A 21,101-nucleotide genomic window follows, 5' to 3' on the forward strand; every position below is an offset into this window, starting at 1 on the left:
ACAAAAGGAGACGGTATGCCCCGTTTGATGAGTTCCACACAAATGTATATAGTCATTGCGATGGAACTACCGGTGCGCCACCTTTGCGATTCTGTACGTGCGCAGAGCCCTATTTTCTTTGTCGCCAAGAGGATCATCAATTTATGACTAATTCTTCTGAGCACGAGCTGCTACCGGAAGGGGAAATCTCCTCTGCTGGCACGTCGCTGTCTCATGCAGAAGTGGAAGTATTGGTCGCGGGGCGCTTCGGTCGTAAGCCTTTTTGCACCGTCGAGGACTGGGTCATCTTTCACGTCGACGAGTCCCCAGAATCGCTCGCGAAAGTACGAGCTACTGGTCTGGAGCCGATGTTCATGTATGCCCATTGCGTCATTCATGACGGTCATGGCCGGTTTCCGCCAGGGGGCTGGGTGCGCTCGACCCTGTGTAAATCGTTCGACGGTGTTTGCCTGTTCGAGACGCGAAACACGGTGTACGTGCTTTTGGGACAAGGACGCGAGATGACTGCCTCGCTGAAGACAATATTTGGCTTATGTTAATCGCAGGCGCACTTCGCGGGCCTGCTCAACACGAGATACAAGATGTTCAGGATTAGCATGCAAGACCAGGCCGGCCCGGTGGGAATGTTCGGGGACGGTCTCGCTCATTTTCACGCGGTGTCGCGATCCCTAGTCACTCATTGGTATCACGTGAGCCTGAAGCGTCGACACGAAGGTCGCCTCGTAGCCTACGAGGAGATGTTGAGCGACGAGCCCCGTCTGGTTGAGCTGCTGGTCTCTCAGAACGAGAACTTGCTCGTGCAGGAAGTCCAAGTCGTCACACCAGGGTGGATGAACAAGGGGTCTAGCTGGAGGATGGAGAAGCTGACCTCGCTCGCCATGGGACTCAATCAAGCTGAAGTGCCAATCTGCGTCTTGAAGGTCGAGAGCGGTGATGTGTACGTCAATACTCATCAGCGTGATTTTGATGTTGAGTCTCTGACTGGCTTGAAGGAGCTATACCGGAGGACGGCTCCAGAGAGCACCGTAACCTGTGTATCGAGAGGCTCGTAACCATGGAAGAGATCAACACGGTCGCAGTCGATTTGCACGTGAAACGCTACTCGGACTTCGACCTTCTTCGCATCGCCAAAGCAGTGAATCAAGACTACAACGGGCTGGTCACTGCCTACCTGGTGAATGTCCATATTCATGCGTGCAGTGCTGTTGGTGTGGTGTTCGGTCACATTTGCCCTGGGCCGTACCAACGATTAGCAGATGGTCGGCTGATTCGGACATCCGACATTCAGTCCGTAACGAAGGAAGGCAGGTTTTGGGTTATCAACACGGTCAACTCCAAGTACGTGATTGCGACGTTTAGGCGTGACGTCGGGCGCCGCAGCTTGCGTGAGTTCATGCGCATAGCGGGCGACCGGTACTTTCCAACGCCTCGTCACCTCCAGTAGTCGTGGCACTGTTGTTCGGGCTTGCCCCGCTTCGGGGGGCGGCTGTCGTGAACCAAGCTCCGCTACGGCGGATCTTGGCCCTAGCGGGCTTCCATCCTCAAGCCTGCGGCCATCCATGACCTGCGCGCTCCGCTTGCCGTCTGTGCAGCGAGCCTGATGCCTTGCTTTCTGGCCCCTGACGAACTTGGGACACTATGAATCAGAACACTGAAGCTCTGCCCGAGATCGACATTGAGGAGTTTCGGGGGCGCTACCCTCATCTGTTCTCCGACCCGACAGTTGACGAGATTTATTGCGATCCTGGCTGGAAGAATATCCTGATTGCCCTCTGCGACACACTTCATAACTACCTGAATCGAAATCCTGAGATCACCCCCGTCACCGTCGCCCAGATCAAATCTAAATTCGGCGAATTACACTTTTTCTATGAAGGTGGGGACTCATACTGCAGGGGCGCAGTAGACGTAGCAATTCAACTTTCGACGAAAACCTGCTCATACTGCGGAGCGCCTGGAAAGCAGGTCGGCGGTGCATGGGTAAGCACACTGTGCTCGCGTCATGACGGCAGCGGTGGTTCGAAGACTACCGGCTGACAGGCTTGCATCCCAATCATCTATAAGTGCCTTAGGGTTGCCCCTTCGCACCTTGTAACCTGCTCGTCAATTTGGGGCCGTAGGCCCCGGCTCGGTTTTGCCAACAAAAACCGAGTATTTGAGTTTACTTTTTGTGGTTTGTAGGAGATTTGGTGTGATCAGAGATCAAGAAAGTCCAGCGAATCAGCAAGAGGTAAATTCCTTCTAGCCCGTCCAGGCTCCACCGGGCTTTCCTCGGCTCACGGATGCAAACATGCCGGCAATGATCCTGGCGTCGAGCAAGGCGTGGTGAGGCAGCTCTTCACCCTCGCTAGTCGGAGTAAGTGTCGTCGCGTCAGTGGGGAAATTACGAACGATTCTGGGCCATCGTCCGCCGTCATAGACCAGATCGCAAAAAAGCTCCCAGTCGAACTGGGGAGCATCCGTGACGATCTCGATCTCCTTTTTGAACGGTGTCAGAAACCTGAGCAGCGACTTCCTGGCTTCAACAATGGGCAGCGCATAGCTCCCACCCCACAGCTGCGGAAGCACGATTTCCTTCACGAAATCACTGCAGTCTTCTTCTTGCCAACCTTCGAGCAATTCCACGTAGAATTCGCGCCCATCCTCAGCCACCAATGCGAGTGAAATCAGCTTCGCAGCCGCCGAGAGCTTGGTAAACTCGCAATCAAGAAAGAGCCTCATGTTGCCGGAACTCCGTTATGACTAGGCCTCGCCTTGATATGGTGCAGGAAGGTCAGCTGTGGGAAATGGCTCTCAAGCATTTTGGCTCAGACGGGCTCCTCAAGGTAGTCATAGAAATGTGGAGTCACGCTGCGCCTCCGCCCAAGCCAGTCGTGGAATACCTGTCCACCAAACAGGTGAGCCTAGAAGTCCTGAATATACTGACAATTGCCCAGGAGCGAGTGGGTGCGTTCGTTGCGGATCGGACACCGGTTCCAGACACCGTAATGTTGTACTCCCGGCACGCCAGTGACCTGGCGGACGGGCTCATTACGCGACTGCCGAAGGGGCTACTTTCCCGAGCCTGGAGGGGTTTTTGTCTTGAAATTGACCTGGGCATTTGAAATCTCCTCCTGCTCCACAGCCATCCTGGCGTAAGCCTTCCCGAACAACTTGTTGAGTTATTGCTGTTCTATAGAGACGATTTATGAAAGCTGATTTAACTGAAGAAGAAATGCGCCGCGCCTTATTCGGTACAGCTAAGCCTGAAGAGGTTCTTGCATCTCCAGCACCGGAACCTGTGACAGAAGTCGTCTTCACGAAGCCGATTGCTGAGTCTGCAGCCAAGAAGAAACCGGCGAAACCGTTCACGCCTAAGCTCAGGGTTACGCTTCGAGTTGGAAACGAATTTGAGGGGAAGATGCACGAGCTTATCCATGAGGCCGACACGCTGAGTTCGTTGCTTGCTGAGCAAGAAGCTGTGAAGGCTGCTAGGAAGAAATACAAATACGTGGAAGTGGAATCCGTTAAGTCGATGTAAAGGACACAGCTGTGAGGATTGCCTATCTGTTAATGATCGCTGAGCAGCATCGGGGGATATTTGATTGTTGATCGAAGCGTCGATGCGGCCAGTGGAGATGTGGCTATCGCAACGCTTGGCGATACTTGAACTGCAACCGGCACGACGAACCGTGCCGGTTTTCTATCACCGCAGGCTCATTTCCTTATAGAAACAATTGTGGCTTTGCCACCCTCTAGACGAAAGGTAAACGAGACACGGTCTCCGGCTGCCAGCCCTTTCAACTGATCCTCTGTCGCGGAAAACGCCATAGTCATCGGTGGCCATTGCACTGATGGAACAGCGCCATGGGCAATGGTCACGGTATGCGTCGTAGGATCGATAGCCTTGATCGTTCCGTCGGAGGTGGCTACTGGAGCCTGCTTTGTTTCTTGCTTCATTTCCACACCCTCCATTTTCATGCCCGGCATGTCCTCTGCTAGGGCAGAAAAGGACAGCGTAAGTACGGTGCTAGCAGCTGCAATCAGGGTCAGTTTCATACGACTTTTCCTTGAGGGAGGTTGGGTTCATCTTGGAGGTGACGGCGACGCATCAGGCGATACGCCGCCGGAATGACTAACAGGGACAGCAAGGGTGCCGTGACCATGCCGCCGACCATGGGTGCGGCAATGCGGCTCATGACTTCGCTGCCGGTGCCGCTGCCCAGCAGGATGGGTAACAGACCGGCAATGATCACGGCCACGGTCATGGCCTTGGGTCGAACGCGCTGCACAGCGCCTTCACGAATCGCCGCCACCAGCCCGCGCTCAGTGCTGTCGCCGAGGTCTTCACGCTCGGCCCAGGCGTTTTTCAGGTAGAGCAGCATAATCACACCGAACTCGGCAGAAACCCCGGCCAAGGCGATAAAGCCGACTCCGGTGGCGACCGACAGATTAAATCCCAGCAGATAGAGGAACCATGCTCCGCCCGTTAGTGCGAACGGCAGAGTGGCCATGATCAGTAAGGCCTCATCGAAGCGGGCGAAAGTCAGGTAGAGCAGCACGAAGATGATCAACAGGGTGGCAGGCACTACCAGTTTGAGGCGTGCGTTGGCCCTTTCGAGAAACTCGAACTGTCCTGAGTAGCTCAGGCTCATACCGGGCTGCAACTTGACCTGCTCATTGACGATCCGGCGTAGATCGGCGACCACCGAGGCAATGTCTCGTCCGCGCACATCGATATACACCCAACCTGAAGGCCGTGCGTTCTCGCTCTTGAGCATCGGCGGCCCGTCGCTGACCTTGATCTTCGCCACTGTGCCAAGGGTGATCAGGCTCCCTAGCGGGGTGTAGATCGGCAACTGCTCTAGAGCGCCGAGCGAATCCCGCCACTCCCGTGGGTAACGGACGTTTATCGGGAAGCGTGCAAGCCCTTCAATGGTCTCCCCGACGTTTTCACCGCCGATGGCACCAGCCACAATGGACTGCACATCAGCGATATTCAGTCCGTAACGGGCGGCGGCCTTGCGGTCGATATCTACATCGATATATCGGCCACCGGTCAGTCGTTCGGCCAGAGCCGAACTCACACCGGGCACGCCCTTGGCCACTCGCTCGATGGCCTGAGTCGCAGCATCGATCTCCGTCAGGTTGGTGCCGGCAATTTTCACTCCGATTGGACTCTTGATCCCAGTGGCCAGCATGTCGATACGGTTGCGAATCGGTGGTATCCAGATATTGGTCAGCCCAGGGACGCGTACCACTCGATCCAGTTCTTCCACCAGTTTTTCCTGGGTCATGCCCGGACGCCATTGCTCGTGCGGCTTGAATTGGATCGTGGTTTCGAACATCTCGAGCGGTGCCGGGTCTGTGGCAGTTTCGGCACGCCCCGCTTTACCGAAGACGTGTTCGACCTCTGGAACGGTCTTGATCAGGCGGTCGGTCTGTTGCAGCAGTTGCGCCGCTTTTTGCGCCGACAGTCCCGGCAGAGCCGAAGGCATATAGAGCAGGTCGCCCTCGTCCAACGGGGGGAGAAACTCACCACCCAAGCGAGACATTGGCCATAGCGCACTGACAAAAACCAATAGCGCCACCAGCAGCGTGATCTTTGGTCGACGCAAGACTGCGTCCAGAGCTGGCTGATAGATCCGAATCAACCACCGGTTCAACGGGTTCTGTTGTTCACTGGGGATTCGCCCTCGAATCCAGTAACCCATCAGCACTGGCACCAAGGTCACTGACAATCCCGCCGCTGCGGCCATGGCGTAGGTCTTGGTGAAAGCCAGTGGGCCGAACAAACGCCCTTCCTGAGCTTCTAGGGTGAACACCGGAATGAACGACAGGGTGATAATCAACAAACAGAAGAACAGCGCCGGGCCGACCTCTGCCGCCGCTTCGGTCATCACGTGCCAATGACGCTCCCCATTCAGTTCTTCCCCTGGATTCGCCACATTCCACGCCTCAACCTTCTTGTGCGCGTTCTCGATCATTACCACGGCAGCATCCACCATGGCGCCGATGGCAATGGCAATCCCACCCAAGGACATGATGTTGGCGTTGATGCCTTGGTAGCGCATGACGATGAAGGCAATCAAAACTCCCACCGGCAGGGAGATGATCGCCACCAGCGACGAGCGTAAGTGCCAGAGGAAAATCCCACAAACCAACGCGACAACGATGAATTCTTCGATGAGCTTGTGGCTGAGATTTTCCACAGCGCGGTCGATCAGCTTACTGCGGTCGTAGGTGGTGACGATTTCCACCCCAGACGGCAAACTCTTTTTCAGCTCGTCGAGTTTGGTCTTGACCGCAGCAATGGTCTCGCGAGCATTCTTGCCGCTGCGCAAAATCACCACGCCGCCGACGGTCTCGCCCTCACCGTCGAGTTCGGTGATGCCACGCCGCATTTCCGGCCCCAGCTGGATCGTGGCGACATCGCCAAGGGTCACCGGCACACCGCCCGAGCCCAGCTTCAGTGGGATCGCCCGAAAGTCATTGAGTGTCTTTAAGTAGCCGGAAGCACGCACGATGAACTCGGTCTCTGCCATTTCCAGCACCGCACCACCGGTTTCCTGATTGGCCTTGCCGATAGCATCGGTCACCTCAGACTGAGTGATGCCGAGGCTGGCCAGTTTGAGCGGATCAAGCTGCACCTGGTATTGCTTAACCATGCCTCCCACGGTGGCCACTTCCGCAACGTTCGGTAGGGTCTTGAGTTCAAACTTGAGGAACCAGTCCTGAAGAGCGCGAAGTTGTGCCAAATCGTGCCCGCCACTGCGATCCACCAGTGCGTACTGATAGATCCAACCCACCCCCGTCGCATCCGGCCCCAACGCCGGTTTGGCGCTGGCCGGCAAGCGGCTTTGTATCTGACTCAGGTACTCCAACACCCGCGAGCGAGCCCAATACAAGTCAGTGCCGTCTTCGAACAGCACGTAGACAAAACTATCGCCAAAGAAGGAATAACCACGCACGGTCTTGGCCCCCGGCACCGAGAGCATGGTGGTGGCCAACGGATAGGTGACCTGGTTCTCGACGATCTGCGGCGCTTGTCCTGAATAAGGGGTGCGGATAATCACCTGTACATCGGAGAGGTCTGGCAACGCGTCAATGGGCGTGCTTTGCACCGACCAGATACCCCAAGCGGTGACAAACAGTGTCGCGAGTAGCACTAGGAATCGGTTGGCTACTGACCAACGAATCAGGGCAGCAATCATGGCTGGCCCCCCGATTTATTCAGGCGTTCAACACGCAAGCCATCATCGGTCTGGCTCACCGCGACCCGAACCTTGTCACCAGCCTTGAGGCCCTGCATCAGCGCCGGACTAGCGAGAGGGAAAGTCATCGTCATGCCAGGCATACCCAGCGTCTTGAAAGGGCCGTGGGCGAGCGTGACTTCTTTGTCGTTGATCTCAACGATTTGACCATCAGCCTCATGAAAACTGGAGGCTGTTTCACTGGGTGGCGACTCTTCCTCCGTGCGAGCAGCAATGCCTTTAAGACTGGCCTCCGAGTCGAGCAGGAACTGGCCAGATGTAACCACCTTCTGGCCTGCTTCCAGACCTTTCACTATCGCCGTTTTGCCATCGCTTTCCTGCCCAAGGAGCACCTCCACGGGACGGTAGCGGCCAGCGTCTTCGGCGAGCATCACCAGCGCTCGTCGGCCAGTGCGAATCACCGCCTCACTCGGCACCCACAATACACTCTGCTCGGTCGAACGATTCAGGCGTACTTGCGCCGTCAAACCCGGCCTGAGACGCCCATCCGGATTGGGTAACTCAACACGTATCCGAAGTGTGCGGCTGTCCGGATTGGTCTCAGGCAAAATCGCGCTGACCTTGCCATTGAGCATTTCCCCAGGAAAGGCTGGTAGACGCGCTTCGACTGCCTGCCCCACGGTAATAGCTCCGGCGTCCGATTCTGGAACGGCTACAGCTAGCCAGACCGTGTCCAAACCATTAACGCGAGCCAGGGTCTCGCCAGTCGTCACGGTCATACCCGCTCGCACATTCAGCTCTTGCAGAACGCCGCTGATGGGGGTGGTTAGCTTCAGGGTCGGCTGGACTTTCCCACTGCGCTCTACCTGGGATATCAATGCAGCCGGCATCCCTGTGAGTCGCAGCCGCTGACGGGCCGCCGCTAGCAACTCAGCATCTGCGCTGCGCTTGAGAGCAAGAAACTCTGTCTGAGCCGCCGCCCACTCTGGAACCAAGATATCCGCCAACGCCGCGTTGGCTTTGAGTACATCGCCGGGAGCATTTGCATAGACCCGCTCCACAAAGCCAGTGGTGCGGGGCTGAATCACAGCGACATCACGCTCGTTGAATCCCAATACTCCTGTGACGTCGAGACTGGAGTTAAAGATTCCACGGGTGACTGTCGCAAAACGCAGACCGAGATTTTGAGTCAGACTCGGATCGATACTGACGGTCGCACGATCTCCTGCGCCACCGGCGTACTGAGGAACCAGTTGCATGTCCATAAAAGGGGATTTACCCGGCTTATCGAATTTTTGCTGCGGGTACATGGGGTCGTACCAATACAGAGCCTCGCGTTCCTCCGATGAGTTGGGACTCTGCTCCGGGCTAGCACCAATTACTCCGCTCATGCGTTGATGTGCGAACCAGTAACCACCGGCAATACCCAATGCCAGCGAGACGCCTACCAGCAATGCCCCGTTCCATTTTTTTAGGATCATTGGCTGGGCTCCCCATAGGCGAAGTACAGACGCGCACTGATCAGCGCTCGCTGCTCTTCTACGTCGATCTGTTTGAGGCGGGCTTCGATGAGTTCACGTCGGGCGGCAACCACCGCGTTTAAATCGCCCTTGCCTGCACGGTAACTGGCCATGCTGAGTTCGACCTTTTCCTTGGCCAGCGGCACCAGGCTTTCCTGATTTCTGCGTACGGCACGATTCAGACGCTCATAGTCAGCCAGTTCATTTTCCAGCTGCTGTGTATGCTCGCGTGACAGCGCTTCGCGCTCGGCCTCCAATTGGTTAAGCTCAGCCTGCTTGGCCGCAATCCTGGGGTTTTGGCGAGAGTCGGGAAATAGCGGTAAATCCCAGGAAAGTTGAACGCTAACCATGTCGCCGAACTGACGGTCACGATGCTGATAATCAAGTTCCCAACTCCAGTCCGACTGCTTTTCCGCTTCGGCTTCACAAACTTTGGCTTGCGCTTCGCGGGTCATCGGCGCAAACGCGGCCAACTCGGGGTGGTGTTGCAGCTTATGAGAGTAACTTGAGGTGTCGACGGGCCATTCAGGCAAGCTGCCCACAGGCTTGTCGTTGGCGGCGGAGCCAATCCAGCGTTTGAGTGCCGCACGAGCCTGCGCTCTCTGGAGAAACAGATCGTCCTGCTGCTCCGCCAGTTGAGCTGCTTCCTGCTTGGGTGTCACCGCATCGGCTGGTTGAGCACGGCCACCGGCAATTTGAGCCCGGACGGTATCGCTCAGCAGGCGGTTTTCTTTGTAGAAGTCCTGGAACAACACATCTTTGCGCTCAACCGAGTAGCTGCTGATCCAGGCCAACGCCGTGGACTGGCGCACCTTCAGACGTTCGACTCGACGCTCCGCAGAGGCACGATCAATAGCTGCATCGGCGACTTCGATACGCGCTTTGCGCTTGTCGCTATTGGGCATCTCCTGCCTGACCCCGACCATCTGCATGGTCATGAAGTCCTGGTCGATACTCCAACGATCCGGGCCGCCGATGGGGTAGTTCTGCACGCCCACCAAGAGCTTGGGATCAGGTAATTCACCAGCAGGGATGGCCGTACTGCTGGCGGCCTGAATTTTCGCGTCTTGTGCGGTCAGCGACGGCGCATTGTTTTCTGCCAGCCGCAACGCTTCATCGAGCGTCAATGCGGCAGCGAAACTCGGCAACGCCAGCACGCTTGCCGCTAGGCCGGCCACGAGAGACCAGCCTGTGCAATTGCACTTGGAGTTCATGTTTACGATTCCTGTAATCATCCACTGCACGCGTCAAAAGACATGCGCGCAGCTAGTCCATCCCGCTAATGCAGAATGAGGCTCAATGTCGGACAGGAATTAAACGCGAGGGGGTCGCCATACTCCGGACGGGGTATGTACAGGCAATGAATCGCTAGAAAAGGAAAGGACTACAGGATCAAACAGTGTGACAGGGGGCTTAAAGACCGAAACTTCCAACATACCGCCTGTTTTGCATTCTTGGCCCGGCTTACAAGGCTTTCCGTGCTCAGAAGGGCTTTTCATGTCGTTGCAGCAGTCCATCTTCATGTCGTCCATCATCGCCATGCCCATGGTCTTCATGGGGCAAGGTTCTGTGAGTGCCTGAACGCCCGCCATTCCGGACAAGGGAAGCGTCAAGCTGATCAGAAGAAGCATGCAAAGCCGCAAATAGCGTTTCATAGAGGCGGAGTGTAGTCGGTGCAAATGGGACTTACAATTGGACAGCTAAAAGTGAAGTTTCGACCTGGTAGCTCTGATTTCGGAGCGTCCCCAGCCTTTCACCCATGCGCAACAGGCCAAGCAGGCAGGCTTATCGTAAAAGTCGTTCGCCCTGCAGCGGAAACACACCCAACGGTGCCGCCATGAGCATCTACTAACGACTTTACAATTGCCAAACCCAGCCCTGCATTGTTTGTAGAGCTCTCCCTTCGCGCAGGGTCAACCCTATAAAACCGGTCAAACAGCCGAGGTAGATGTTCAGCGGCGATTTCTTCGCCAGGATTTTGCACTGATAAACTGATCATGCTGCCGTACGACTCGATTTTTACAGAAATGGTGCCACCAGAGGGCGTGTACCGGATCGCATTCGATAGCAAATTGGAAACCATCCTGTCCAGCATAGTCCTGTCACCACGCACCTCACCGTGTCCAATGACCTGTAGCTTCAAACCGGTGTCATCTGCCAGCAGTTGGTAATACTCCAAGAGCTTCTCCACCACTGACCGAATTTCGACTTTTTCTTTCGCGGGTAGAACCAGGCCGTTATCAGACTTTGCTAAAAAGAGCATGCCATCGATGATGCTTGAAAGTCGGTTGAGATCTTCCAGATTGGAGTAAAGATTCTCCTCATATATTTCTGGCGCACGCTTTTTTGTGAGAATCACTTCAGTATGTGTTCGCAGATTACTAATTGGCGTACGTAGCTCATGGGCGATATCGGCTGAGAAATTAGATAATCGAGAAAACGATTCTTCTAGCCGAGCAAGCATGGCATTGAACGAAGTGACGAGTAGCTCAAGCTCACGGGGCACAAAATCCATCGGAATTCGCTCTTTCAGCGATCCAGCTGACATCGAAGCGGCAACCTGCGTCACCCGTGCGACGGGTTTTAACCCGCTACGCGCAACCAACCAACCCAAGCCGGCGCTGACCAACGCACTGATCGCCAAACCTATCACCAACCACCAACGTAAAGTCTCCACGAAATGCATGTGGCTTGTGATATCCATACTCAGCCAGGCCGTCAGTGGCTCTGATTCATTCACCAAATGAACTTGGGCTTTCATCCCTCGGTACAGATGGCCTCCGTCTGTCCACTCCCACATATCATCATCAGGGGCATCAGGAGGAATAGAAGGATGCTGAGCTGCGTTAGAGGTTGCAAAGATCGTTTTTCCCCCCTGCATGACAATCGAGGCTGAGAGTTCCTGGTGCGCCCCCAACAACGCTTGTAACTGAAGCAATACATCCGAACGGTCAGCTGAGCCAGCTTCACCGTCCATGATTTGACGAATTGATTCGAGCTTTTCTGTCATAGCTTGCCGGTCGAGTGCCTTGAAGTGATGCCGGCTGAAACCGTCGAAGGTAAAGCCTGCTACCACGAGCACTGCGACTACAGCGCACACAAACATCAGGCTTAGACGAAGCGTTAGAGACGGGCGCTTCATTCTGCGTCCGGGGCATCAAGCATGTAGCCCATGCCTCGCGAGGTCTGAATCAGCTTTGTATCGAAATCATCATCAATCTTGGCCCTAAGCCTGCGAATGGCGACCTCAATCACGTTGGTATCGCTGTCGAAATTCATATCCCAGACCTGGGATGCGATGAGCGACTTTGAGAGAACCTCCCCTCTGCGGCGCATCAGCAGTTCCAGCAAAGCAAACTCCTTGGCTGTCAGGTCAATGCGTTGACCTGAGCGCGAGGCCCGACGTTTGAGCAAGTCGACTTCAAGATCGCCGATTTTGATAGACGTCAGATTGGGAGCACCGGCCCCCCGACGCAGAAGGCTTCTGACGCGAGCGAGTAGCTCAGAAAACGCGAACGGCTTAACTAAATAATCATCTGCACCAAGCTCTAAGCCTCTAACGCGGTCATCGACTCCGTCCCTGGCTGTAAGGAATAACACGGGAACCAAGCTTCCAGCTGCACGAACACTTTGGATGACCTCCCATCCGTCAATCCCAGGCATCATCACGTCCAGAATCAGAAGGTCGTAGCTCTCGTTCAGCGCCTGATGCAATGCCTCCGTGCCTGTCACCACCCGGTCGACATTAAAACCCGCCTCCAAAAGTCCTTGCTGGAGATACATTCCAGTTTTGGGTTCGTCTTCTGCTACCAGGATTTTCATGGTGGAACTCCAGCTGGGCGTACCTCAAGTGTGCTACGAAACCGACAACGATGCGCAAGCTGACGCAAATGTAATCGCTCTGACAGGTGGCAGAAAGCGCCTAGGCACCATGGCATGGAAGGGCGTAAGCAGCTAGACGGCAGCTTACGAAAATGTAATCGGCAATGATCAGTTGTTGCGCTTAACCTACCTTGGAACGGTGCGGATGCGAGGTAATGAGTCCGGACAAGGAATACATAGCAACCGCGCTACGAAATGTTAGAGAGGTGCATAAAAATGATGAAGCGTAAGTTATTCCTCGCTACTGGGCTGATGCTCATGGGCGTTGCACAAGCTGCGGAGCAGCTCAGTATCGATGTCCACCGTGACGCGAATTGCGGATGCTGTAAGGAGTGGGTCAAGCACTTGGAATCGAATGGATTCAAGGTGACTGACCATGTGGAAAGCGATATGAGCGCTATCAAGAAAGGGCTGGGTGTGCCGCAGGGATTAGCTTCCTGTCACACGGGAGTTATTGGTGGAAAATTCGTAGAAGGCCATGTTCCGGCGGATGAAATTAAGAAGTTGAATGACCGTTCCGACCTTGCAGGGATTGCAGTGCCAGGCATGCCAGCAGGTTCGCCTGGTATGGACTATGGTCAGAAACATCAACCTTACCAAGTCTTGGGCCTCACCAAGGGTGGTGCGCAAGAGGTGGTCGCTGACTACCCGAAATGATCGTCACGCAGATCTGAGCGACCAGCGTTGCTCAGATCTGCGCGGGCATTACCCTTGAGCCATCTCGATTGAAGGGCTTAGCGTTCCTAGCCAAGCCACCAAGCAAACAATGACAACTGCACAGGTCGATTCAAGCAGCACGCTCTTCTTCAAAGCAGTGACTGCGTCAGAATAATTACCCCCGCTCACAGAGCGTTCCAGTGAGGGGCTGAGGTAGAAACGATTGAGGGTCGCGAGTCCGAGCATGCCAGCGAACAATATGATTTTCGCTAGGAGGAGAATGCCATAGGTACTGGTCACTACATCTGTAATGGTCGGCCCGACAATGAAAAGATAATTAGCGACTCCTGTGAGTATGATCGTAGCCACAATGAACCCGCCCGCTGTTTCGAATCCTTTGAGCGCCCGAGTCAAAACCCGTACGAGTTGGTCAGGATTACCTCCCCTCATGCTCAGCATCAGAGCAAAGGCGGCCAAGGCTCCAATCCAAGCGCCAGCAGCCAGTAAATGGAGAATATCCGCTGCGAAATGCCAGAACCGTCTAGCCCCTTCATCCATCGCCCCGTGACCTGTCCATGGAAGCGTAGCTAAGGCAATACTGCCCGCTAGGGTAGCAATCCAAAGACTAGCAGATGGCAATCGAGTGCTTTGGCTTACAGCGATTATCACCACTGCAAGCGAGACCATACGTGCCATCCAGCTGTAACCGACCTCGGTTTCAGACAGCATCATTTCCAGGTGAGGGAACAGCTCCGCCCAATCGGACGCACCGCTCATGTTTTTCGTCATGACCAAGAACGTGGCCATAGACAGAAGAATGCCTATAACGGCAGCCCCACTCAGCAGCGACCCGAAATGCAACACCGTTCCCGATACGCGCTCTTTCCCGCGAAAGCTGTACAGCCCGAACACTGCGAGCCCGAACAGGAGCATCAAATCCAGATAAAGCGCGAGGCGCAGCGCCACATTCAAAGGGTCGCTCATGCTTATTTCACTTTGAAAGTTACGGCACCGGTAATTGGATGAGTGTCGGACGATACTGCCCGCCATTCTACTTTGTAGGTGCCCGTTGTCAGGGGGGATGAAGGCGTGATTACCATGGTCTTCGGATCATTTCCGCCTGCTACGCTGGCTTTGACACCCATAGGTGAATTCGGCATGCCTGGCATATCAGTCATGATCAGCTTGGCGCCGGAGAACTGGGTAACCAGGTTTTCGGAAAAATGCAGTTCGATTTTGGAAGGGGCCGCACCGGATTCGCCTTCTGACGGAGTCGAAGACAACAGCTTCGGGTGAGCTTGAGCGACCGAGCTCAGCAAAATACCGGATGAAAGAGCGACAGCCACTACGCAGGATTTCAAGAACGACATGCAAGGCTCCTCACAGCGCATAGCTGTTGTAATGAGGTTGAGTAATTATTTTTTTGGTGCCATTAACTCTGGTTTAGAACCAGACCCGAACGCCTAGCACCAGGCGTGCTTCGTTATTGTCTTCGCCTTCCTCGCTGGCGTAGTCAGCCGTTGTTCCATAACTACGATTCCAGGTTACGCCCACGTAAGGAGCGAATTGTGGACGGATCTCGTACCGGAGCCGCAGACCAATCTCACTTTCTGATAACCCGGAGCCAATGCCACGCTGGGGATCGTTTTTCCCGTAAAAATTGAATTCTGCAGTCGGTTGCAAAATGAGCTTATTGGTCAAAAGGATGTCGTAGTCTCCTTCTAGCCGCGCCGCAGTCTGGCCACCTTCGCCCAGATAAGCAGTAGCCTGGGCTTCGAAGTTGTAGAGCGCCAAGCCCTGGATGCCGAAAGCCGCCCACGTTTGTGGATCACCTGGTTTGAAGTCTTGGCGAACCCCACCGACCAGATCCCACCAGGGACTAATAGAGTGACCCCACAGCGCTTGCACCTCGGCCTCCTCAGTTTTGCCATTGGTGCGCTCACCCTCAGAACGCAGCCATAGACGGTCAACGTCTCCGCCTATCCAACCTTGAGCTTCCCAGTTCAACGCGCTCCCTTCATCAGCATCCTGCCATTCCAATTTTTCGAAAATGAAATACGAGTTAAGAGCGGTGTCATGAACCTCGTGACCACCAGGCGCGTTGTAAACTGCGGCTCTCTCCGCATCTGTAATTGGCGGTATGGGGGTTCGGCTTTCACTACGAGCCTGCTGCTTGGAGGGCTGCATACCCTGCATCTGGCTATGATCCATGCCCTGCATTTGGGAATGATCCATGCCCTTCATCTGGCTGTGATCCATGCCCTGCATTTGCGAATGATCCATGCCTTTCATCTGCCTGTGATCCATGCCCTGCATTTGGGAATGATCCGTGCTCTTCATCTGGCTGTGATCCATACCCTGCATCTGGGAATGATCCATGCCCGTCATCTGGCTGTGATCCATGCTCTGCATTTGCCCGTCGTCTGCAGGCTGAGTGGTGTCAGCGGCTGCCGGCAGAACAAAGCCAAGGCTGAGAGCGACCGTAGCTACAACCGAGTGAATGCGAGTGCCACAAAAATAGTTGCTCATAGTCGACCCCTTATTCCTCTACTCGCACTTCTCGGAACATACCCATTTCCATGTGGTACAGAAGATGGCAATGATAGGCCCAGCGACCGAGTGCATCGGCGGTGACTCTGTAGCTGCGCTTCGATCCTGGCGGCATGTCGATGGTGTGTTTACGAACAAGGAATTGGCCATTCTCGTCTTCAAGGTCGCTCCACATCCCATGCAAATGGATGGGGTGCGTCATCATGGTGTCATTAACAAGCACGATCCGAACTCGCTCGCCATACTTCAGTTTCACTGGCTCGGCATCAGAAAACTTCACCCCGTTGAATGACCAAGAGAACTTTTCCATATGCCCGGTCAGATGCAGTTCGATAGTTCGGCTTGGCTCACGGCCATCAGGATCTTCAAACGTGCTCCTGAGATCGGAATATGTCAGCACCTTGCGACCGTTCTCCCGAAGGCCCATACCGGGGTCGTCAAGCTTCGGTGAGGTCGACATCGCTTGCATGTCTACGAGAGGGTTGTTGGCTTCTGTCTTGGGGTGCGACTGCATCTCGCCCATCCCACCCATGCCTCCCATAGACATTTTGCTGTGATCCATATCGGCCATGCCTTCCATGCCGGACATATCCTGCTTAGCGCCATGGTTCATCGATGTCATGGAGCCGCCGTCCATCCCCGACATGCCATCCATCGAACTGTCACCCATGCTGGCCATTTTGCTGTGATCCATTCCAGCCATATCGCCCATTCCGCCCATCGAGCCATGATCCATACCCGCCATGCCCATGTCGGCCATGGTGACGAGAGGACGAGGATCGAGCTCGGGTACAGGTGCGACTAAGCCTGATCGAACAGCCAAAGTACCTCGGGCATATCCCGACCGATCCATTGACTGTGCGAACAACGTGTAGGCTTCTTGGGTGGGCTCGACTATTACATCGAACGTCTCAGCTGTGGCTATTCGGAACTCATCCACACTCACAGGTTTTACATACTGGCCATCGGCGGCCACCACAGTCATCTTCAGCCCAGGAATACGAACGTCGAAGTAGCTCATTGCCGAGCCATTGATGAATCTCAACCTGAGCTTTTCGCCGGGTTTAAAAGTGCCTGTCCAGTTGGAATTCGGGGCGTGGCCGTTCATCAAATAGGTATAGGTCGCGCCACTGACGTCTGCAATGTCAGTGGGGTTCATCTTCATTTCAGCCCACATCTTGCGATCAGCAACGGTGGCTGACCAACCTTTGTCAGCCACGTCATTTATAAAGTCGCTAACCGTTCGCTTGTGGGTGTTGTAGTAGTCAGCCTGTTTCTTCAGCGTTTTCATCAACGAGGCCGGATCTTCATCCGTCCAATCGGTAAGCATCACCACGTAGTCACGGTCATACACAAACGGCTCGGGATCTTTCGCTTCAATTACTAACGGGCCATATACACCGACCTGTTCTTGAAAGCCGGAATGACTGTGATACCAGTATGTTCCGTTCTGCTTGACCTTGAACTGATAGACGTAAGTTCCGTCGGGCTCAATTCCGTGAAAGCTAAGGCCGGGTACACCATCCATATTGGCGGGAAGAATGATCCCGTGCCAGTGAATGGAAGTCATATCCTTCAGGCGGTTTTTGACGCGCAAAGTAACAGTGTCACCCTCACGCCAGCGCAGGAGGGGCCCCGGAAGCCCTCCATTGATCGTCAGCGCTGTACGGCGATTGCCTGTAATGTTTACCGGTGTTTCGCCAATAAACAGGTCGAACTCCGTTCCTGACAGGACGTTCGCTTCCCCGAGGCCAGGCGCAGCCCATACAGGGTTGCGCCAGAGGCCTAAGCCCGCAAGAATTCCGCCTGCGGTGAGGCCTTTTACGAAGGTGCGCCGAGAGGTGTTGGAGTGCATACCGATTCGTGTCCCATCAGTCGGACGGAGGCGCGCATTAATGCGCACATTCCGAGGATTCAATCTCTTGATCGCTTGGGCGATTTCCTACATCGAAGATGCCACAAGCCAGCAAATGAGGTAATTACATTTCCGTAAGCTGGGAGACTCAGCATTGATGGTTTGGCTTTTCAGCCACAGGTTTGTCCTGCGCAACGTCCTCCTTCGGCTGTGTTCTCGAACGCGGGGTGAGCGTGGACATCGCCGTCTCGCGGGCTCGCTCCATGCGCTCAGCTGCACGGTCGCCCCCGCCCTCAGCAAACGCCAGCGACGATATAGCCAAACTGAATGTAAGAATCAGAACTTTGGTTGCTTTCATGGCGCATCTCCTCAACAGAATTAGCTCTCAGGTAGTCCAGAGAGATTGAGCATCGGCTCAGTGAGGATGATGGGGGCTTGCACCTGTCAGCAGGCTTAGTCTGCGATTACAAATTTGACAGCGGCGTTAGCCGGGACTGATCAACATAACGGGAGCGCCAAAGGTGGCTTAGATCGCCGACGATCTACTCCAGCCTTCCACCTGCTCCACGCAATGCCCGCGCCTGCATGGAAAGCTGAATCTCCAGACCTATGACAGAGAGTGCCGGCTTGATGAGGCAAGCTGAATAGCGAAGGTTCGCCTACCTTACAAAACTGTAATTTTTTTCTCGAAACCCAACCAATCTGCCTGGGTCGGACGGAGTGTACCTTCAAGAAAGGTGCATCAACTGAATCGACCGTCGACCTCGGAGAATTAGTTATGAACAGTAGCTATGAAGATTGCATTTCAGAATGCCTGCGCTGCGCATTGGCCTGTGAAACTTGCGCGTCAGCCTGTCTGGAAGAGCAGGACGTTAAGATGATGGCGAACTGCATAAAGCTCGATAGGGATTGCGCCGATATCTGTAGGCTGGCAGCGACCCTAATGACACGGGGAAGCCCCTTCGCGAATGAGCTTTGTATGCTTTGTGCAAAAATTTGTCGGGCATGCGGTCAGGAGTGCGGCACTCATGAAGCAGAACATTGCCAGAGCTGCTCAAAAGCGTGTTTAGCTTGCGCACAAGCATGCGAATCAATGGCTGCCTGAGCTTCCCTTCGACCAAAGGTGTCATCACCCTAGTGGCGAACCATTGAATGGTGGGTTGGCCACTAGGGTGAAAAACCCGACACGGCGTTTTTTGGGATAACTACCTATAGAAATAATTGCGTGCCCCCAATGCCGCTAAGAGGGAGCGTGGGGAAATCGAAAATTTGTTCCGAAAAAGGTACTGTTACCGCTTTGGATCATGGATGACCGATATGGCTTTGAAAATCCGTACGGCGAAGGTAGCAGATGCTGTAACCATCCAGCGCATTTACGCCCCCATCGTTTCAACAACGGCCATCTCGTTCGAAGAGATTCCGCCAAGTGCTGAGGGAATCGCTCAGCGAATAGCGACAACGCTTCAGACATATCCCTACTTGGTGGCCGAAGAAGGTGGGGAGATCAAGGGCTATGCCTACGCAAGCCAGCATCGCGCTCGTCCGGCCTACCGATGGGCTGTCGACGTGACGGTGTATATAGCCGAGTCGGCTCGCCGGCAGGGCGTTGGCCGTGAACTCTATGAAACCTTGCTTCCGATTCTCGAACAGCAGAGGTTTCGCGCAGCTTACGCCGGAATTGCGCAGCCCAATGAAGGAAGTGTCGGTCTGCACGAGTCGCTAGGATTCGTACTCGTTGGGACGTATCCAGAGGTGGGCTTCAAGCTTGGAAAATGGCACGACGTCGGTTACTGGAGGCTTGGGCTGTGCCAGGTAACTCCTCCACTCGAGCCTATTCTCTTTCCCGAGCTTGAAGTCGTATCACAGTAGGCGTATTCGATTTGCGTCGCGAGCCATCAGGCTTCGCTTGCGAGATAGCTTTGCACTTGCTTGACTACATCTCGAGCGGTGCGGGTTACTCCGATCAATGTCGCAGAGGCGAGCCCCGTCCAATCGCCGTAACCCACCAGCCACAGATTGGGTGAAACAACACTCCGGTTTTCGTTCACAGCTACTTTGCCATCCTGGACTACAATGCCCAGGCTGTTCAGGTGGTCGAGCGCTGGAGAAAACCCAGTGCACCAGATGACGACATCCACCGCTGTTTCGTCTCCTGATGACCAAACAACGCCTGTTGAAGTGAAGTGCGTGAATGGCCGTACTGCGCTCAATACACCGCGTTCACGAGCGCCCTTCACCGATGGCACCATTACGATGTCGCCCAGCCCCCCAGCGGGCTTTTCAGGTTCCACGCCATCCTGTTGCGCCTTCAATCGAGCAGTAGCTCGTTCGAACAGGACGCGCCCATCAACCTCATCAGGTAGAAACTTTGGGGCCTCTTGAGTTACCCAGGTTGCCTGAGCCACTTTAGAAACCTCGGAGTAAATCTGGGCTCCCGAGTTGCCACCACCCACGACAAGGACGGTTTTCCCCTCAAATTCATTGGGCCCAACGTAATGAGCGGAATGAAGCTGCCGCCCTGAGAACAACTCCTGTCCGGCATAGCTCGGGGTAAATGGGCGGCTCCAGGTGCCTGTTGCACTGATAACCGCCTTGGCATCCCAGTTTCTATCCCCGGAGACAACCCGTAATCCTTCTTCGATTTTTTCGACACGGGTCACCCTGGTGGATCGGATGATGGAGAAGTCATATCGACGCTCGTACAGAGTCAGATAGTCGATAACATCATCCCGGTGAGGCGTTTCTTCTGATACGGCAGGCATCGGCCAGCCCGCAATCGAGCTCCATGCCGATGGAGAGAAGAGTCGCAGCGAGTCCCAGCCATGCCGCCAGGCTCCTCCTGGTGCCGACTCCGCATCGAGCAGCACGTAAGACAAGCCTGACCGCTTCAAAAAATAGGCGACTGTCAGCGCGGACTGGCCACCACCAGTGACTACAACATCAAGTTTCGGATTCTGACTCACCAGCATCCTCCAGACTCATTGGCGACAATTCGCCGGTGTCGTTTCAGACTCTGCGACCTTGCTCATCAATGACGACTTGTCCGTCTTCTTTGATGAAGCTGCCACGCTGCTCTTGCGGTAACAGGTCGAGGACTGCCTCTGAAGGACGACACAAGCGTGTCCCCAAGGGCGTCACGACGATGGGGCGATTGATCAGAATGGGGTGAGCCATCATGGCATCGATGAGCTGATCATCAGTAAGTGAGGTATCACCGAGTCCCTGCTCCTCGTAGGGAGTGCCTGTGATACGAAGCAGGGCCCGCACCTCGATACCCATATCTTTGATCAGCCTGACAAGCGTGGTGCGGTCAGGTGGGGTCTGTAGGTACTCGATAACCGTCGGCTCGTCTCCGCTGTTGCGGATCAGCTCCAAGGTATTGCGAGAGGTTCCACATTGCGGGTTGTGATAAATCGTTATCTGACTCATACCGTTTCCTCGCGG

23 protein-coding genes are annotated in these 21,101 nt (G+C 54.9%); 8 read left to right on the forward strand and 15 right to left on the reverse strand.

Annotated features, from left to right (window positions below):
* Positions 1 to 143: 143 nt before the first annotated feature.
* The 4 genes from DGA31_RS13075 (at position 144) to DGA31_RS29630 (ending at position 2,037) form a co-directional block, all read left to right on the forward strand.
* Positions 144 to 539 (forward strand): DUF6957 family protein, encoded by a 396-nt coding sequence (locus DGA31_RS13075; RefSeq protein WP_109512842.1) that lies wholly within the window; start codon positions 144 to 146, stop codon positions 537 to 539.
* Between the two features lie 42 nt (positions 540 to 581).
* Positions 582 to 1,052, forward strand: coding sequence for a hypothetical protein (locus DGA31_RS13080; protein WP_109512843.1), 471 nt, complete (start codon positions 582 to 584; stop codon positions 1,050 to 1,052).
* A gap of 2 nt (positions 1,053 to 1,054) precedes the next feature.
* Positions 1,055 to 1,444, forward strand: coding sequence for a hypothetical protein (locus DGA31_RS13085; RefSeq protein WP_109512844.1), 390 nt, complete (start codon positions 1,055 to 1,057; stop codon positions 1,442 to 1,444).
* Between the two features lie 194 nt (positions 1,445 to 1,638).
* The gene (locus DGA31_RS29630; RefSeq protein WP_152035032.1) at positions 1,639 to 2,037 is read left to right on the forward strand and encodes a hypothetical protein; all 399 of its coding nucleotides are present in this window, start codon (positions 1,639 to 1,641) and stop codon (positions 2,035 to 2,037) included.
* Between the two features lie 204 nt (positions 2,038 to 2,241).
* Here DGA31_RS29630 and DGA31_RS13095 read toward each other — a convergent pair whose 3' ends face one another.
* Positions 2,242 to 2,721: a 3'-5' exonuclease family protein gene (locus DGA31_RS13095; protein WP_109512846.1), complete on the reverse strand. Its 480-nt coding sequence runs from the start codon at positions 2,719 to 2,721 to the stop codon at positions 2,242 to 2,244.
* Positions 2,722 to 3,187: 466 nt separating this feature from the next.
* Here DGA31_RS13095 and DGA31_RS13105 point away from each other — a divergent pair, with 466 nt between their 5' ends.
* Entirely contained in the window at positions 3,188 to 3,520 is a 333-nt protein-coding gene (locus DGA31_RS13105; RefSeq protein ID WP_109512848.1) for a hypothetical protein, read from the forward strand.
* Positions 3,521 to 3,696: 176 nt separating this feature from the next.
* Here DGA31_RS13105 and DGA31_RS13110 read toward each other — a convergent pair whose 3' ends face one another.
* The 7 genes from DGA31_RS13110 to DGA31_RS13140 all read right to left on the reverse strand — a co-directional run bounded on the left by DGA31_RS13110 (position 3,697) and on the right by DGA31_RS13140 (position 12,535).
* Positions 3,697 to 4,038, reverse strand: a complete 342-nt coding sequence (locus DGA31_RS13110; protein WP_109512849.1) for a copper-binding protein — start codon at positions 4,036 to 4,038, stop codon at positions 3,697 to 3,699.
* On the reverse strand, positions 4,035 to 7,193 hold the full coding sequence (locus tag DGA31_RS13115) for an efflux RND transporter permease subunit (RefSeq protein ID WP_109512850.1): 3,159 nt from the start codon (positions 7,191 to 7,193) through the stop codon (positions 4,035 to 4,037). Before DGA31_RS13115 ends, DGA31_RS13110 begins: the two co-directional genes overlap by 4 nt.
* Positions 7,190 to 8,674, reverse strand: coding sequence for an efflux RND transporter periplasmic adaptor subunit (locus DGA31_RS13120; RefSeq protein ID WP_109512851.1), 1,485 nt, complete (start codon positions 8,672 to 8,674; stop codon positions 7,190 to 7,192). Before DGA31_RS13120 ends, DGA31_RS13115 begins: the two co-directional genes overlap by 4 nt.
* Positions 8,671 to 9,927 carry a TolC family protein gene (locus DGA31_RS13125; RefSeq protein WP_109512852.1) on the reverse strand — a complete coding sequence of 419 codons (1,257 nt, stop codon included), beginning with the start codon at positions 9,925 to 9,927 and terminating at the stop codon, positions 8,671 to 8,673. The genes DGA31_RS13120 and DGA31_RS13125 overlap by 4 nt, the downstream gene beginning before the upstream one ends.
* A gap of 99 nt (positions 9,928 to 10,026) precedes the next feature.
* Positions 10,027 to 10,368 carry a hypothetical protein gene (locus DGA31_RS30275; protein WP_109512853.1) on the reverse strand — a complete coding sequence of 114 codons (342 nt, stop codon included), beginning with the start codon at positions 10,366 to 10,368 and terminating at the stop codon, positions 10,027 to 10,029.
* Positions 10,369 to 10,466: 98 nt separating this feature from the next.
* Positions 10,467 to 11,855, reverse strand: a complete 1,389-nt coding sequence (locus DGA31_RS13135; RefSeq protein ID WP_109512854.1) for a heavy metal sensor histidine kinase — start codon at positions 11,853 to 11,855, stop codon at positions 10,467 to 10,469.
* Positions 11,852 to 12,535 (reverse strand): heavy metal response regulator transcription factor, encoded by a 684-nt coding sequence (locus DGA31_RS13140; RefSeq protein WP_109512855.1) that lies wholly within the window; start codon positions 12,533 to 12,535, stop codon positions 11,852 to 11,854. The genes DGA31_RS13135 and DGA31_RS13140 overlap by 4 nt, the downstream gene beginning before the upstream one ends.
* 279 nt (positions 12,536 to 12,814) lie before the next feature.
* Here DGA31_RS13140 and DGA31_RS13145 point away from each other — a divergent pair, with 279 nt between their 5' ends.
* Complete coding sequence (locus DGA31_RS13145; RefSeq protein WP_192062355.1) at positions 12,815 to 13,252, forward strand: DUF411 domain-containing protein; 438 nt, start codon at positions 12,815 to 12,817, stop codon at positions 13,250 to 13,252.
* Positions 13,253 to 13,300: 48 nt separating this feature from the next.
* Here DGA31_RS13145 and copD read toward each other — a convergent pair whose 3' ends face one another.
* The 5 genes from copD to DGA31_RS13170 all read right to left on the reverse strand — a co-directional run bounded on the left by copD (position 13,301) and on the right by DGA31_RS13170 (position 18,015).
* Positions 13,301 to 14,236 (reverse strand): copper homeostasis membrane protein CopD, encoded by a 936-nt coding sequence (gene copD, locus DGA31_RS13150; RefSeq protein WP_109512856.1) that lies wholly within the window; start codon positions 14,234 to 14,236, stop codon positions 13,301 to 13,303.
* Positions 14,237 to 14,238: 2 nt separating this feature from the next.
* On the reverse strand, positions 14,239 to 14,622 hold the full coding sequence (copC, locus tag DGA31_RS13155; RefSeq protein WP_007247295.1) for a copper homeostasis periplasmic binding protein CopC: 384 nt from the start codon (positions 14,620 to 14,622) through the stop codon (positions 14,239 to 14,241).
* Between the two features lie 73 nt (positions 14,623 to 14,695).
* On the reverse strand, positions 14,696 to 15,781 hold the full coding sequence (locus DGA31_RS13160) for a copper resistance protein B (RefSeq protein WP_109512857.1): 1,086 nt from the start codon (positions 15,779 to 15,781) through the stop codon (positions 14,696 to 14,698).
* Between the two features lie 10 nt (positions 15,782 to 15,791).
* Positions 15,792 to 17,657, reverse strand: coding sequence for a copper resistance system multicopper oxidase (locus DGA31_RS13165; RefSeq protein ID WP_054092734.1), 1,866 nt, complete (start codon positions 17,655 to 17,657; stop codon positions 15,792 to 15,794).
* Between the two features lie 148 nt (positions 17,658 to 17,805).
* Entirely contained in the window at positions 17,806 to 18,015 is a 210-nt protein-coding gene (locus DGA31_RS13170; RefSeq protein WP_109512858.1) for a co-regulatory protein PtrA N-terminal domain-containing protein, read from the reverse strand.
* Between the two features lie 420 nt (positions 18,016 to 18,435).
* Here DGA31_RS13170 and DGA31_RS13175 point away from each other — a divergent pair, with 420 nt between their 5' ends.
* Together DGA31_RS13175 and DGA31_RS13180 are read left to right on the forward strand one after the other, a co-directional pair.
* Positions 18,436 to 18,762, forward strand: a complete 327-nt coding sequence (locus DGA31_RS13175) for a four-helix bundle copper-binding protein (RefSeq protein ID WP_109512859.1) — start codon at positions 18,436 to 18,438, stop codon at positions 18,760 to 18,762.
* Positions 18,763 to 18,974: 212 nt separating this feature from the next.
* Positions 18,975 to 19,526: an arsinothricin resistance N-acetyltransferase ArsN1 family B gene (locus DGA31_RS13180; RefSeq protein ID WP_109512860.1), complete on the forward strand. Its 552-nt coding sequence runs from the start codon at positions 18,975 to 18,977 to the stop codon at positions 19,524 to 19,526.
* Positions 19,527 to 19,552: 26 nt separating this feature from the next.
* On the opposite strand, the gene DGA31_RS13185 is transcribed toward DGA31_RS13180, so the two are convergent.
* Positions 19,553 to 20,626: an ArsO family NAD(P)H-dependent flavin-containing monooxygenase gene (locus tag DGA31_RS13185; RefSeq protein ID WP_109512861.1), complete on the reverse strand. Its 1,074-nt coding sequence runs from the start codon at positions 20,624 to 20,626 to the stop codon at positions 19,553 to 19,555.
* A 37-nt stretch (positions 20,627 to 20,663) separates the two neighbouring features.
* The gene (gene arsC, locus DGA31_RS13190; RefSeq protein WP_109512862.1) at positions 20,664 to 21,086 is read right to left on the reverse strand and encodes an arsenate reductase (glutaredoxin); all 423 of its coding nucleotides are present in this window, start codon (positions 21,084 to 21,086) and stop codon (positions 20,664 to 20,666) included.
* Between the last annotated feature and the right edge of the window lie 15 nt (positions 21,087 to 21,101).

The organism is Pseudomonas ovata (assembly GCF_003131185.1).
GTDB lineage: Bacteria > Pseudomonadota > Gammaproteobacteria > Pseudomonadales > Pseudomonadaceae > Aquipseudomonas > Aquipseudomonas ovata.